This is a genomic window from Microbacterium sp. HSID17254, from assembly GCF_003989315.1.
GTDB lineage: Bacteria > Actinomycetota > Actinomycetes > Actinomycetales > Microbacteriaceae > Microbacterium.
Map to the genome: position 1 here is coordinate 1 of NZ_RBLT01000019.1, position 13,659 is coordinate 13,659.

12 protein-coding genes are annotated in these 13,659 nt (G+C 70.9%); 7 read left to right on the forward strand and 5 right to left on the reverse strand.

The genetic code is table 11. From position 1 onward, the window contains the following. From D8M34_RS11765 to D8M34_RS11780, 4 genes are all read right to left on the reverse strand, one after another. Positions 1-1,024: sensor histidine kinase (locus D8M34_RS11765; RefSeq protein WP_126894094.1), on the reverse strand; the 1,024-nt coding region annotated here is incomplete at its 3' end. 29 nt (positions 1,025-1,053) lie between these two features. Next, complete coding sequence (locus tag D8M34_RS11770) at positions 1,054-1,815, reverse strand: ABC transporter permease (RefSeq protein ID WP_085606807.1); 762 nt, start codon at positions 1,813-1,815, stop codon at positions 1,054-1,056. 1 nt (position 1,816) lies between these two features. Then, positions 1,817-2,791, reverse strand: coding sequence for an ABC transporter ATP-binding protein (locus D8M34_RS11775; RefSeq protein WP_126894095.1), 975 nt, complete (start codon positions 2,789-2,791; stop codon positions 1,817-1,819). 80 nt (positions 2,792-2,871) lie between these two features. Further along, a complete protein-coding gene (locus D8M34_RS11780; protein ID WP_025103815.1) occupies positions 2,872-4,743 on the reverse strand; it encodes an FAD-dependent monooxygenase in 1,872 nt (623 codons plus the stop codon). 128 nt (positions 4,744-4,871) lie between these two features. On the opposite strand from D8M34_RS11780, the gene D8M34_RS11785 reads away from it, so the two are divergent. Then, entirely contained in the window at positions 4,872-5,579 is a 708-nt protein-coding gene (locus D8M34_RS11785; RefSeq protein ID WP_126894096.1) for an IclR family transcriptional regulator, read from the forward strand. A gap of 57 nt (positions 5,580-5,636) precedes the next feature. On the opposite strand, the gene D8M34_RS11790 is transcribed toward D8M34_RS11785, so the two are convergent. After that, a complete protein-coding gene (locus tag D8M34_RS11790) occupies positions 5,637-7,016 on the reverse strand; it encodes an MFS transporter (RefSeq protein WP_085606813.1) in 1,380 nt (459 codons plus the stop codon). A gap of 143 nt (positions 7,017-7,159) precedes the next feature. Between D8M34_RS11790 and D8M34_RS11795 the strand changes: the two genes are divergently transcribed. Genes D8M34_RS11795 through D8M34_RS11820 form a run of 6 tightly spaced genes read left to right on the forward strand, consistent with a single transcriptional unit; the run spans position 7,160 to position 13,591 of the window. Then, a complete protein-coding gene (locus tag D8M34_RS11795; protein ID WP_085606815.1) occupies positions 7,160-8,632 on the forward strand; it encodes a fumarylacetoacetate hydrolase family protein in 1,473 nt (490 codons plus the stop codon). Further along, positions 8,629-9,315 (forward strand): GntR family transcriptional regulator, encoded by a 687-nt coding sequence (locus D8M34_RS11800; protein ID WP_025103811.1) that lies wholly within the window; start codon positions 8,629-8,631, stop codon positions 9,313-9,315. The genes D8M34_RS11795 and D8M34_RS11800 overlap by 4 nt, the downstream gene beginning before the upstream one ends. Continuing rightward, a complete protein-coding gene (hpaE, locus tag D8M34_RS11805) occupies positions 9,312-10,811 on the forward strand; it encodes a 5-carboxymethyl-2-hydroxymuconate semialdehyde dehydrogenase (protein WP_126894097.1) in 1,500 nt (499 codons plus the stop codon). Before D8M34_RS11800 ends, hpaE begins: the two co-directional genes overlap by 4 nt. A gap of 30 nt (positions 10,812-10,841) precedes the next feature. Beyond that, entirely contained in the window at positions 10,842-12,008 is a 1,167-nt protein-coding gene (hpaD, locus tag D8M34_RS11810) for a 3,4-dihydroxyphenylacetate 2,3-dioxygenase (RefSeq protein WP_025103809.1), read from the forward strand. A 9-nt stretch (positions 12,009-12,017) separates the two neighbouring features. Beyond that, entirely contained in the window at positions 12,018-12,803 is a 786-nt protein-coding gene (locus tag D8M34_RS11815) for a fumarylacetoacetate hydrolase family protein (protein WP_062766317.1), read from the forward strand. Next, positions 12,788-13,591 (forward strand): HpcH/HpaI aldolase family protein, encoded by an 804-nt coding sequence (locus D8M34_RS11820; protein WP_126894098.1) that lies wholly within the window; start codon positions 12,788-12,790, stop codon positions 13,589-13,591. The genes D8M34_RS11815 and D8M34_RS11820 overlap by 16 nt, the downstream gene beginning before the upstream one ends. The last annotated feature ends 68 nt before the right edge of the window (positions 13,592-13,659 follow it).

Sequence of the window (13,659 nt, forward strand, 5' to 3'; positions counted from 1 at the left end):
TCTCGCGATGCCCGGTCGCGGACGCGGGCCCGACACCGTCGTCCTCCACGGTGAGCACGCCCGGAGCGATGCGCACACGGACGGCCGCGGCACCGGAGTGCCGCAGCGTGTTGGTCGTCGCCTCGCGGAGGATCCAGCTCGCCGTGATCGCCTGGACCGGCGAGAGGGCGTCCGGGGTCCCGTCCACGACGAGCGCGATGTCCGCGGCGCGCAGCGAATCCTCGGTCGACGCGAGCTGCTCGACGAGGGTCGTCGCCCGCGCACCCGCGACGGTCTGCCGCACTCCGGCGATGGCCTCCGCGGTCAGACGTTCGATGTCGGCGAGCTCGGCCTTGGCGCGCTCCGGGTCGGAGTCCATCAGCCGCCGCACGAGCTGGGCCTTGAGTCCGACGACCGTCAGCGAGTGGCCGATGAGGTCGTGCACGTCGCGCGCCACGGCCTCCCGCCCCTCGCTGGTCGCCAGCTCCCTGCCCAGCCGCTCCGCCTCCGCCGAGCGCACGATGAGCCAGGTCGAGACCGTGTTCACGACGCCGAGGAGGGCGACGATCGCGAGGACGGACAGGTAGGAGAGGTTGTCGGGGATGAGGAAGACGCAGCCGGCCGCCACCACGAGCGCGGCGATGGTCGTGATCCAGTGCCAAGCACGGGTCAGTCCGTACGAGGCGAACGACATGATGAACGGCAGGAAGCTCAGCGCCGACCCGCCCACGGCCGGGATCGTGACCAGCGCGCACGCGATGAGCGCGGCGAACGTGATCCACTGTCGCCGCGAGGGGGTGCGACCGAGGCCCCCTCCGCCGCGCATGCCGTGCAGGAACCCCGTCACATAGAGGACGATGAACGCGACCAGCGCCACCCACCCCGTGACGACCCACGCCGGCGGAGCGGCGGAGGCGAGCAGCGCGAGGACCGGATAGATCAGGAACACGAGCCAGACGACCGCCATCAGCCAGCCGAACCGCGCCCAAGGGTCCTTGCCCGTCCCGGATCGGGCGTCCGCCTCCCGGCCCTCCTGCATCGTCATCCGTCCAACCTACTGTCGCGCCGGGGCGCTCACCGTCGTGACCGCGAGCGCCGCACGCCCACCGTCACCAGCACCGCGAAGACGACGAGCCAGACCGCGACGTTGAGGAGCAGCATCCACAGCTCATCCGTCTGCCCCGTCGTCAGCACGCCCTCCGTCAGCGGCCACCGACTCAGGGCGACGAAGCCGTACAACGGGGTGAATCGGGCGATGTCGAGCATGACGCCGTCGAGCGGCATGAACACGTTGCCGAAGAAGGCGAAGAAGGTCATCGAGATGGACGCGAGCGCGGCGGCGGAGTCGGAGCCGAAGAACAGGCCGACCCCGAGCCCGTAGAGGCCGAACATGAGGCCGATGCCGAGGATGAGGGCGGCGGTCACGACCCAGCGCCAGGCACCGTCCGCCTCCGCCCCGGTGAGCAGCCCGGCGACGAACACCGCGACGAGGGCGAGCGCCGCAAACGACACGGCGGTGAGCAGCTTCGTCAGGGCGTAGCCGGTGGTCGTCAGCGGCGTCATCGCGAGCTGCCTTCCCCACCCCTGCTTGGCCTCGGTGGCCGCGAGCGAGGTGAGCGAGCTCATCGCCACCGCGGTGCCGTAGGCCGCCATCGAGACCATCACGGAGAAGGAGACGTTGCCGTTGCCGGCGGAGAGCGTGCCGTACCCCATGCCCGCACCGAAGAGCAGGTACATGGCCACGGGCATGGCGAGGGTGAAGGCGAGCGTGTAGGGGTTGCGCAATTGGCGCAGCCCCTCGATGCGCAGCATGGTGGGCGAGACGGTCGTGGTCATGTCAGTCCTCCGTGAGGGCGGTGAAGGCGGTCTCGAGCGTGGGGGCGGCGATCTCCAGGTCGTGCGCTCCCCCGTCGAGCAGCAGGCGGGCGGCGGCGTCGGAGTCGGTGGCGCGGAGGCTGAGGCGGTCCCCGTCGATGCGCACACCGTTCACGCCCTCCGCGGCGGTCAGGGCGGCGACCAGCGCGTCCGACACGTCGGGCACGGTGGCCGAGACCGTACGCTCGCCCAGGCTCGCACGGAGCAGGGCGGTGGGCGCGTCCGCGACAACGGTGCCCCGATGCATGACCACCGTGCGGCGGGCGAACTGCTCCGCCTCCTCCAGATAGTGCGTGGCGAACACGATCGTGCGCCCCGCGTCCGCGTCGGCACGCATCACGTCCCAGAAGTGGCGCCGCGCGGTGACGTCCATACCGGCGGTCGGCTCGTCGAGCACGAGGATGTCGGGATCGGAGATCATCGCGAGCGCGAACTTCACGCGCTGCTGCTCGCCGCCCGAGCACTTGGACACCCGGCGGCGCGCGAGACCGGCGAGGTCGGCACGGCGCATCACCTCCGGCACGCGTGCGAGGGCTTCCCGCCCGTACAGCGAGGCGATCAGCCGCACGGTCTCGCCGACGGTGAGGTCGCCGAGCAGGCCCCCGGTCTGCAGCACGGCTCCGATGGCCCCGTTCGCGGTGGCCCGTTCCGGAGCCGCCCCGAGCACGCGCACGGTCCCGCTGCTGGGGGCGGTGAGCCCGAGGAGCATGTCGAGCGTGGTGGTCTTGCCCGCGCCGTTGGGGCCGAGCAGGGCGACCACCTCGCCGCGCCGGATGGAGAGGTCGACACCGTCGACGGCCGGCACGCGGCGCTCGCCGGTGCCGAAGTGCTTGCGCACGTCGATCAGCTCCAGCGCCACGGGTCTGTCATCGACGGCGGGGGACGCGGAGGACGACGCGACGCGCGGTGCCGCCTCCTGCACGGATGTCTCGTTCATGCCTCCAGCCTCGCGCCGGAGCGCGCGGCCGTCCGGAGGGCGGTGTCATCTCCTCGGCATGACACGTGTCATGCCGAGGTTCAGCGCGCGGGAAGCAGCGCCCCGTCCAGGAAGCCCGCCAGCTCGTCCACGCCGTCCACCCCGTCCAGCGGGAGGATCGCGGCGACGTACTGGTCCGGGCGCACGACGATCACGACGCCGTCACGGGACAGCTCCCGCGCCTCGAAGATGTCCGTGCCGCACCACTTGCTCGGGCCGGCCGCGTAGACCTTCTCCCAGTCGGTGAGTCCGAGCGGGCCGGTCTTCGGCTGGAAGAGCTCGGGCGTCGTCGTGACCTCGACCTCCTCGAAGGGCTGCTGATACACGGCCTTCACGTCGAACACGGCGTCGGCGTCGGCGTCCGCCGGGGTGAACCGTGCGAACACGGGCGCCGCCATCTCCGCCCACGCGGCGAGCGCTTCGCCGGTCCGGTCGCCGAACGCGTAGACCCGCCACCGGCCGTCGGCCTTCGCGTGGTGTCCGAGGTGGACGACGTTGCCGTCCCCGACCCGCACGACCTCCGCCGACTTGAAGCGCTTGCCCAGCGGGTACCCGACGGCGAGCGCCTGGTGGGCGTCCGTGCCGGTGATCATGGAGGACGTGTACTGGGTCATGAACCCGGACGGGAACTCGGCCGTCGCCAGGTAGTACGTGGCCAGCTCGTTCGGGTCGGAGATCTCCTCGGGCTTGCGCGCCATGAGGCTGGACCACTCGCGGTCGAAGTCGATGAGCTGCTGCGCGACGGGACGACGCTCGGCGCCGTACGTGGCCAGCAGCGACTCGGGCGCACGGCCGCTCAGCACGGAACCGAGCTTCCAGCCGAGGTTGAACCCGTCCTGCATCGACACGTTCATGCCCTGGCCGGCCTTGGCGCTGTGGGTGTGGCAGGCGTCGCCGGTGAGGAAGACGCGCGGGCTGCGGTCGACGCCGGGGTCGACGTCGTCGAAGCCGTCGGTCACACGGTGGCCGACCTCGTAGACGCTGTGCCAGGCGACCTGCTTCACATCGAGCGTGTAGGGGTGGAGGATCGCATTGGCGCGCCGGATGATCTCCTCGATGGGCGTCTGGCGCACGCGGTGGTCGTCGTCCGCCGCGACCTCGCCGAGGTCGATGTACATGCGGCTGAGGTAGCCGCCCTCCCGCGGGATGTGCAGGATGTTGCCCGCCTTCGAGTTGATCGCGCACTTGGTGCGCCAGTCCGGGAAGTCGGTGTTGACGAGCACGTCCATGACGCCCCAGGCGTGCGCGGCGCTCGCGCCGACGTGCGTGCGTCCGATCGCCTGACGCACGCCGCTCCGGGCGCCGTCGCAGCCCACCACGTACTTCGCCCGGACGACGCGTTCGTCGGCTTCGCCGACATGGCGGACGCGCACCTCGACCGGGTACTCGCCCTCCTCATGCACGGTGAGCCCGAGGAATTCGACGCCGTAGTCCGGCACGATCCGTCCGGGGCCGTCGGCCGCCGCTTCGGCGAAGTAGTCCAGCACGCGGGCCTGGTTGACGATGAGGTGCGGGAACTCGCAGATGTCGTAGGCGTAGTCGGCGGTGCGGGTGGTCCGCACGATCTGATCGGGGTGCTCGGGGTCGGGGCCCCAGAAGTTCATCCAGCCGATGTTGTAGGCCTCGGCGATGATGCGCTCGGCGAAGCCGAAGGCCTGGAAGGTCTCCACGCTGCGGGGCTGGATGCCGTCGGCCTGTCCGAGGACGAGGCGGCCCTCGCGCTTCTCGATGATGCGGGTCGTGATGTCGGGGTACTGCGACATCTGTGCCGCGAGCAGCATGCCCGCGGGCCCGGAGCCGACGATGAGGACGTCGACCTCGTCGGGCAGGGCGGCGGGGCGGTCGATCCCGGTGCCGGCGGCGTCCTGCACGCGCGGGTCTCCGGACACATAGCCGTGGTGGTGGAACTGCATCGTCGTCGATTCCTTCCGGACGTCTTCGTCGGGTGTTGCGTCCAGGAACACTGTGTTCTATATTCGAACACAGTGTTCTACTATTGAACACAGCCTAGACCGGTGCCTCGCGCATCGCAAGGAGAGCCATGTCCGAGCGCCCCGCCGCCCCCGCCTCGCAGACGCTGAGCCGCGGCATCCGCATCCTCGAGGTGCTCGCCGACGCCCGCGGTGCGCTGACCATCGACGACATCGCCGGACGCCTCGAGGTGCATCGCTCCATCGCCTACCGGCTTCTCCGCACCCTCGAGGATCACGGTCTCGTCACCCGCGACGCGAGCGGCGCCGTGAGCCTCGGCGCTCGCATGGCCGCCCTCGCCGCCGGTGTCGCCCACGACCTCCAGGCCGAGGCCCTGCCGGAGCTCACCGCCATCGCGAACGAGCTCGGCATGACCTGCTTCCTCGCCGTCCTGGACGGGGCCGAGTGCATCACCCTCGCCAGCGTCGAGCCGCGGCACGCCGTCGCCAGCGTCGCCCAGCGGCCCGGCGCGCGGCACTCCGTCACGGTCGGCGCCCCAGGGAAGGCGATCCTCGCGCAGCTCGACGGCGCGGAGGTTCCCGTCGCCATCTCCCCCGCCCTGCGCGCCGACGTCGACAGCGCCGCCGCGCGCGGCTACGCCACGAGCCACGACGAGGTCATCCCCACGGTCCAGTCCGTCGCCGTCCCGCTGCGTCTGCGCGGCCAGCGTCCCGCCGCGATCGCGGTCGTGCACGTCGCGACCGACCTGGACGACGGGGAGATCGCCGCGCGCCTCCGGCGCTCCGCCGACCTCATCCGCGAGGCCCTCGAGGGCTGAGCCGGAACACACGAGAGCGCACGCCCCTCAGGGACGTGCGCTCTCGTGGCAGGGAGGTCAGACCTTCGCGAGCCCGCGGATCGGGCTGACGGACTGCTCCTCCTCGTGGTCCGGACCGAGCGGGATGCCCGAGCGGTCGCGCAGCAGGAGCGTGGCGACGAGGCCGAGGAGGGTCATGCCCGCGAGGTACCAGGTGACCGCCTCGGTGGAGCCGGTCTGATCGACGATGAACGTCGCGATCGTGGGCGCGAAGGCGCCACCGGCGATCGCGCCGATCGCGTACGAGATGGAGACGCCGGAGAACCGGATGCTCGCGGGGAACAGCTCGGTGTACAGCGCCGCCTGCGGCCCGTAGGTGAAGCCCAGGCCGATCGTGAGGATCGCGAGACCGGCGAACAGCAGCCCCACCTCGCCGGTGTTGACGAGCGGGAACAGCGTGAACACGCCGACGAGCTGGAGCACCCAGCCGATGAGGTAGGTCGTGCGACGGCCGATGCGGTCGGACACCCAGCCGGCCAGCAGCGTGGTGAGCAGCCAGGTGACGGCCGATCCGGTGACCGCCCACAGCACGGGCCCGCGCTCGAGGCCGATGGGCCCCTCGGGGTTCGTGGCATAGCCCTGGATGTAGCCGCCGGTGGTCATGTAGCCCACGGCGTTGTTCCCGGCGAAGACGAGGGCGGCGATGATGACGAGCAGCAGGTGCTTGCGGAAGAGCTGCACGATCGGCATCTTCGCCTTCTCCTTGCGCTCGGCGAGCTCGGCGAACACCGGGCTCTCCTCCACGCGACGGCGGACGTAGTAGCCGACGAGGATCAGCACGACGCTCAGCAGGAACGGCACGCGCCAGCCCCAGGCGAGGAACTGGTCCCCCGGAGCGATCGCGGTCATCAGCGCCATGACCCCCGACGCGAGCAGCAGGCCGAGCGGCACGCCGATCTGCGGGGAGGCGCCGAAGATGCCGCGCTTCTTGCGCGGGGCGTGCTCGACGGCCATCAGCACCGCGCCGCCCCACTCGCCGCCGGCCGAGATGCCCTGCACGATGCGCAGCAGCACGAGGAGGATCGGCGCCATGACGCCGATGGTCTCGTACGTGGGGAGCAGACCGATCAGGGCGGTCGCGGCCCCCATGAGGATCAGCGTCCACATCAGCACGGCCTTGCGGCCGAGCTTGTCGCCGTAGTGGCCGGCGAGGAACGCGCCGAGGGGCCGGAAGAGGAAGCTCACACCGACCGTGGCGAAGCCGACGAGAGCGCTGTTGGCGCCGAGCGGCGCGAAGAAGAGCTGTCCGAAGACCAGCCCGACCGCCGTGGCGTAGATGAAGAAGTCGTACCACTCGACGGTGGTCCCGACGACGGTGGCGAAGACGACACGACGCCGGTCGGCCGCCGTCGCGATGGTTCCGGTGGGCGTGAACCCACCCTGTGACTGCCCGCTCATGGGGTGTCTCCTTTGTGCTTGTGACCGCGTTGTCACGGCGCGCCCGGACGTGAATCCGATCCGCTTGCCGAGGGGTGAGACGATGATATATGATTTCGGATACGACGCACAATGCGTCCTGACGAGCGCGAGGAGGCGCATCCGTGACGGACACCATCGCCCGCCCGGGGAAGATCATCGCGATCCACCTGAGCTACGCCTCGCGGGCCGACCAGCGCGGTCGACGCCCCGCCCACCCCTCCTATTTCTTCAAGCCGGCCAGTTCGGTCGGGGTCTCCGGCGGCACCGTCGAGCGTCCCGCCGGCACCGAGCTGCTCGCGTTCGAAGGGGAGATCGCGCTGATCATCGGCGCCCCGGCCCGCCGGGTCGCCCTCGCCGACGCCTGGGACCACGTACAGTGGGTGACCGCCTCGAACGATCTCGGTCTCTACGATCTGCGCGCCAACGACAAGGGCTCCAACGTCCGCTCCAAGGGCGGCGACGGGTACACCCCGCTCGGTCCGGAGCTGATCGACGCCCGCACGGTCGACCCGGCGGCCCTCCGCGTGCGCGCCTGGGTGAACGGCGAGCTCCGCCAGGACGACACCACCGCCGGCCTCATCTTCCCGCTGGCCCAGCTCGTCGCCGACCTCTCCCAGCACTTCACGCTGGAGACCGGCGACGTGATCCTCACGGGCACCCCCGCGGGCTCGTCGGTCATCGTCCCCGGCGACGTGGTCGAGATCGAGGTCGACGCCCCGGACGCCCCCGGCGCCCCCACGTCCGGCCGCCTGGTCACGACGGTCACGCAGGGGGATGTCCCCTTCGACGGCGACCTCGGCTCGCTCCCCGCGGTGGACGACCTCCAGCGCACCGAGGCCTGGGGCTCCCGCGAGCTCGCCGGCCTGCCCGCCGAGGACACCGCGCCCACGCTCACCCCCGAGCTCCGCGCCCAGCTCCTCGAAGCCCCCACCGCCGGCCTCTCGGCCCAGCTGCGCAAGCGCGGACACCACTCCTGCTTCATCGACGGCGTCTCCGCCAACCTCCCGGATACGAAGATCGTCGGCACCGCCAAGACCCTCCGCTTCGTGCCGTTCCGCGAAGACCTGTTCCGCAGTCACGGCGGCGGGTACAACGCCCAGAAGCGCGCGTTCGACGCGGTCGCCGCAGGCGAGGTCATCGTCATCGAGGCCCGCGGCGACGCGACCACCGGCACGCTCGGCGACATCCTCGCCCTGCGCGCGCAGACCCGCGGCGCGGCGGGCGTGGTCACCGACGGCGGTGTCCGCGACTTCCAGGCCGTCGCCGAGATCGGGCTTCCCGTCTTCTCGCAGGGTGCGCACCCCTCGGTGCTCGGCCGCAAGCACGTGCCGTGGGACGTCGACGTGACGATCTCGTGCGGCGGTGCCACCGTGCAGCCCGGCGACATCATCGTCGGCGACAGCGACGGCGTGATCGTGATCCCGCCGGCTCTCGCCGCCGAGGTCGCCGCCGACGCCGTGGCCCAGGAGATCGAGGACGCCTGGATCGCCGAGCAGGTCGCCGCCGGGCACCCGGTCGACGGCCTCTTCCCGATGAACGCCGAATGGCGCGCCCGCTACGAGCAGGCGACCGGCACCGGAGCGGAGCGGAAGTGAGCACGGTCGAGAGCGCCAGCAAGTCGGAGCAGGCGTACGCCTGGATCCGCGCGCGCATCTCGGCGCACACCTACGGCCCTGGCTACCGCCTGGTCCTCGGTCCGATCGCCGAGGAGCTGGGGATGAGCGTGGTCCCGGTGCGCGAGGCGATCCGCCGCCTGGAGGCCGAGGGGCTCGTGACCTTCGAGCGCAACGTCGGCGCCCGCGTGACCCTCGTGGACGAGGGCGAGTACGCCCACACGATGCAGACGCTCGGACTCGTCGAAGGGGCGGCCACCGCGCTGTCCGCTCCCCTGCTCGACGCGGACGCGCTCGCGCAGGCCGCCGAGGTCAACGAGCGCATGAGCCGCCTGCTCGACCACTTCGACCCGCACACGTTCACCGAGCTCAACCGGCAGTTCCACTCCGTGCTGTTCGAGCCGTGCCCCAACCCGCACCTGCTCGACCTCGTGCACCGCGGCTGGGCCCGGCTGTCCGGCATCCGCGACTCGACCTTCGCCTACGTGCCCGGCCGCGCCCACCACTCGGTCGACGAGCACACCCAGATCCTCGAGCTGATCCGCGACGGCGCTGAGCCGCTGGAGATCGAGCTCGCCGCCCGCAACCACCGGTGGCGCACGAGGGACGCGTTCCTCGACGCCCTGCACACCCGTTCCGTCCCCGCCGAAGGAGAAGCATCATGACCGACTCCCGCATCCCCGCCGACCTGCCCGACCACATCCAGCACTACATCGACGGCGCCTTCGTCGACTCGATCGACGGCGACACGTTCGACGTGCTCGATCCGGTGACGAACCAGACCTACACGACGGCCGCCGCCGGCAAGAAGGCCGACATCGAGCGGGCCGTCGCCGCCGCCAAGCGCGCCTTCGACGAAGGTCCCTGGCCGCGGATGCTCCCGCGTGAGCGCTCGCGCGTGCTGCACAGGATCGCCGACATCGTGGAGTCGCGGGACGCCCGGCTCGCGGAGCTGGAGTCGTACGACTCCGGCCTGCCGATCACGCAGGCCCTCGGTCAGGCCCGCCGCGCCGCCGAGAACTTCCGCTTCTTCGCCGACCTGATCGTCGCCCAGGCCGACGACGCCTTCAAGGTGCCGGGCAAGCAGATGAACTACGTCAACCGCAAGCCGATCGGCGTCGCCGGGCTCATCACCCCGTGGAACACGCCGTTCATGCTCGAGTCCTGGAAGCTCGGCCCCGCGCTCGCCACCGGCAACACGGTCGTCCTCAAGCCTGCCGAGTTCACGCCCCTCTCCGCCTCGCTGTGGGCGGGCATCTTCGAGGAGGCGGGCCTGCCGCAGGGCGTCTTCAACCTCGTCAACGGCCTCGGCGAAGACGCCGGCGACGCGCTGGTGAAGCACCCCGACGTGCCGCTCATCTCCTTCACCGGCGAGAGCCGCACGGGGCAGATCATCTTCGGCAACGCCGCGCCGTTCCTCAAGGGCCTGTCGATGGAGCTCGGCGGCAAGTCGCCCGCCGTGGTCTTCGCGGACGCCGACCTGGAGGCCGCCGTCGACGCGACCATCTTCGGCGTCTTCTCCCTCAACGGCGAGCGCTGCACCGCCGGGTCCCGCATCATCGTGGAGCGCTCGATCTACGAGGAGTTCGTGGAGCGCTACGCCGCGCAGGCGCAGCGCGTCAAGGTCGGCTACCCGCACGACCCCGAGACCGAGGTCGGCGCTCTCGTGCACCCCGAGCACTACGACAAGGTGATGTCCTACGTCGAGATCGGCAAGACCGAGGGCCGTCTGGTCGCCGGCGGCGGTCGTCCCGAGGGCTTCGAAGAGGGGAACTTCGTCGCCCCGACGGTGTTCGCCGACGTGGCCCCCGACGCCCGCATCTTCCAGGAGGAGATCTTCGGCCCGGTCGTCGCGATCACCCCGTTCGACTCCGACGAGGAGGCGCTGGCGCTCGCGAACAACACGAAGTACGGCCTCGCGGCCTACATCTGGACGAACGACCTCAAGCGCGCCCACACGTTCGCGCAGTCCGTCGAGGCCGGCATGGTGTGGCTGAACAGCAACAACGTCCGCGACCTCCGCACGCCGTTCGGCGGCGTGAAGGCGTCGGGCCTGGGCCACGAGGGCGGCTACCGCTCCATCGACTTCTACACCGACCAGCAGAGCGTGCACATCACGCTCGCCTCGACCCCGCACAACCCGACGTTCGGCAAGAACTGACGCCCGCCGGACACAAGCAAGGACGCTGACATGACCGACAAGACCGCCAAGACCCTCACCTCCTCCGGCTACTACGTGAGCCAGGAGGCCCCGATCCAGAGCGACAACCCCGTCGCGACGCCGAAGAGCACGCCGCCGGACATCCTGCGCTGCGCGTACATGGAGCTCGTCGTGACCGACCTGGCCGCCTCGCGGCAGTTCTACGTCGACATCCTGGGCCTGTACGTGACCGAGGAGGACGACGAGGCGATCTACCTGCGCTCGACCGAGGAGTTCATCCACCACAACCTCGTGCTGCGTCAGGGGCCCATCGCCGCGGTCGCCGCGTTCTCATACCGGGTGCGCGCCGCGGAGGACCTCGACCGCGCCGTGGAGTTCTACACCGAGCTCGGCTGCGACGTCCGTCGTCAGGAGAACGGCTTCGTGAAGGGCATCGGCGACTCCGTGCGCGTCGTCGACCCGCTCGGCTTCCCGTACGAGTTCTTCTACGCCACCGAGCACGTGGAGCGCCTGTCCTGGCGGTACGACCTGCACACCCCCGGCGAGCTCGTGCGCCTCGACCACTTCAACCAGGTCACCCCCGACGTGCCGCGCGCGGTGCGCCACTACCAGGACCTCGGCTTCCGCGTGACGGAGGACATCCAGGACGACGAGGGCACCGTGTACGCCGCGTGGATGCGCCGCAAGCCCACCGTGCACGACACCGCGGCGACGGGCGGCGACGGTCCGCGCATGCACCACGTCGCCTTCGCGACGCACGAGAAGCACAACATCCTCGCGATCTGCGACAAGCTCGGGGCGCTGCGCCGCTCCGACGCCATCGAGCGCGGCCCCGGCCGGCACGGCGTCTCCAACGCGTTCTACCTCTACCTGCGCGACCCGGACGGCCACCGCGTCGAGATCTACACGCAGGACTACTACACCGGCGACCCGGACAACCCGGTCGTCACGTGGGACGTGCACGACAACCAGCGCCGCGACTGGTGGGGCACCCCGGTGGTGCCCTCCTGGTACACCGACGCCTCGCTCGTGCTCGACCTCGACGGCAACCCGCAGCCCGTCGTCGCCCGCACGGACTCCAGCGAGATGGCCGTGACGATCGGCGCCGACGGCTTCTCCTACACCCGCGCGGACGAGGGCGAGACCTCGATGCCCGAGTACAAGCAGGGCGAGTACAAGCTCGGCCACCAGCTCTAGGAGACGCTCATGCTGCCTGAGGAGACCATCGCGCAGATCGCCGCGGAGCTCGCGGAAGCCGACCGCACGCACGGGGTGATCCCGCGCATCACCGCGCGGTACCCGGAGGCGACCGTGGAGGACTCCTACGCCATCCAGGGCGTGTGGCGGGATTCGCAGGTCGCGGCGGGCCGCCGGCTGGTCGGGCGCAAGATCGGCCTGACGTCGAAGGCCATGCAGCAGGCGACGGGGATCACCGAGCCCGACTACGGCGTCATGTTCGACGACACCGTGTACGAGTCGGGCGCGGAGATCCCCACGGATCACTTCTCCAACGTCCGCATCGAGGTCGAGCTGGCGTTCGTGCTCAAGGAACCGCTGGAGGGCCCCGACTGCACACTGGAGGACGCCCTCGCCGCGATCGACTACGCCGTGCCGGCCCTCGAGGTGCTGAACTCGCACATCGAGCTCGAGGGCCGCACGATCGTCGACACCATCAGCGACAACGCCGCGTACGGGGCGATGGTGCTGGGGACGGTGCGCAAGCGCCCGGACGAGATCGACCTGCGGTGGGTGCCCGGCGTGCTGTCCCGCAACGGGGAGATCGAGGAGACCGGTGTCGCCGCCGGCGTGCTCGGGCATCCGGCCACCGGGGTCGCGTGGCTCGCGAACAAGTTCCATCAGCACGGCGCGCGTCTGGAGGCGGGCGAGATCATCCTGGCAGGATCGTTCACACGCCCGATGTGGGTGTCGCGCGGCGACGAGGTGCTGTGCGACTACGGACCGATGGGGACCATCACATGCCGCTTCGTCTAGACCCGTCCTTCCGCGCGCAGCTCGCCGCGTCCGATCGTCCCTTCGTGGGGATGTGGGTGTGCTCCGGGAGCCCGCTGCTCGCCGAGGTCGCCGCGGGCTCCGGGCTGGACTGGCTGCTCATCGACATGGAGCACTCGGCGAACACGCTCGAGTCCGTGCTGACCCAGCTCCAGGCGGTCGCGGCCTATCCGGTCGCCCCGCTCGTCCGGGTGCCCTTCAACGATGCGGTCGCGATCAAGCAGGTGCTCGACCTCGGCGCGCAGAACCTCATCGTGCCGATGGTGTCGTCCGCCGACGAGGTCAGGGCTGCCGTGGCCGCGACCCGTTATCCCCCCGAGGGCGTCCGCGGCGTCGGCAGCGCCCTCGCCCGCAGCGCCCGCTGGAACCGCGTCGACCGCTACCTGCAGGAGTCGGCGCAGCACGTGTCGCTCACGGTGCAGATCGAGACGGCCGCGGGGGTCGGGGCCGCCGCCGACATCGCCGCGGTCGACGGGGTGGACGCGGTGTTCGTCGGCCCCTCCGACCTGTCCGCGTCGATGGGCCTGCTCGGACAGCAGACGCATCCGGACGTGGTCGCCGCTGTGGAGTCGGTGTTCGCCGCGGTGCACGGTGCCGGGAAGCCCGTGGGCGTGAACGCCTTCGATCCCTCCGCCGCCGACGCGTATCTCGCGGCGGGTGCGGACTTCGTGGCCGTGGGCGCCGACGTCGCCCTCCTCGCCCGTGCCTCCGAGGCCCTCGCCGCCCGCTTCCTCCCCCGCTCCGACGCCTCCGGCCGCCCCAGCTACTGACTTCGAGTCGCGCACCTGGCTCCATCCGCGGCCGGAATGGGGCCATTTGCGCGATTCGAAGCGGCCGG

Excerpts from the sequence above, each read along its gene's own strand:
- D8M34_RS11770 (WP_085606807.1), bottom strand. The coding sequence starts at position 1,815 with ATGACCACGACCGTCTCGCCCACCATGCTGCGCATCGAGGGGCTGCGC.
- D8M34_RS11775 (WP_126894095.1), bottom strand. The coding sequence starts at position 2,791 with ATGAACGAGACATCCGTGCAGGAGGCGGCACCGCGCGTCGCGTCGTCC.
- D8M34_RS11780 (WP_025103815.1), bottom strand. The coding sequence starts at position 4,743 with ATGCAGTTCCACCACCACGGCTATGTGTCCGGAGACCCGCGCGTGCAG.
- D8M34_RS11785 (WP_126894096.1), top strand. The coding sequence starts at position 4,872 with ATGTCCGAGCGCCCCGCCGCCCCCGCCTCGCAGACGCTGAGCCGCGGC.
- D8M34_RS11790 (WP_085606813.1), bottom strand. The coding sequence starts at position 7,016 with ATGAGCGGGCAGTCACAGGGTGGGTTCACGCCCACCGGAACCATCGCG.
- hpaE (WP_126894097.1), top strand. The coding sequence starts at position 9,312 with ATGACCGACTCCCGCATCCCCGCCGACCTGCCCGACCACATCCAGCAC.
- hpaD (WP_025103809.1), top strand. The coding sequence starts at position 10,842 with ATGACCGACAAGACCGCCAAGACCCTCACCTCCTCCGGCTACTACGTG.
- D8M34_RS11815 (WP_062766317.1), top strand. The coding sequence starts at position 12,018 with ATGCTGCCTGAGGAGACCATCGCGCAGATCGCCGCGGAGCTCGCGGAA.
- D8M34_RS11820 (WP_126894098.1), top strand. The coding sequence starts at position 12,788 with ATGCCGCTTCGTCTAGACCCGTCCTTCCGCGCGCAGCTCGCCGCGTCC.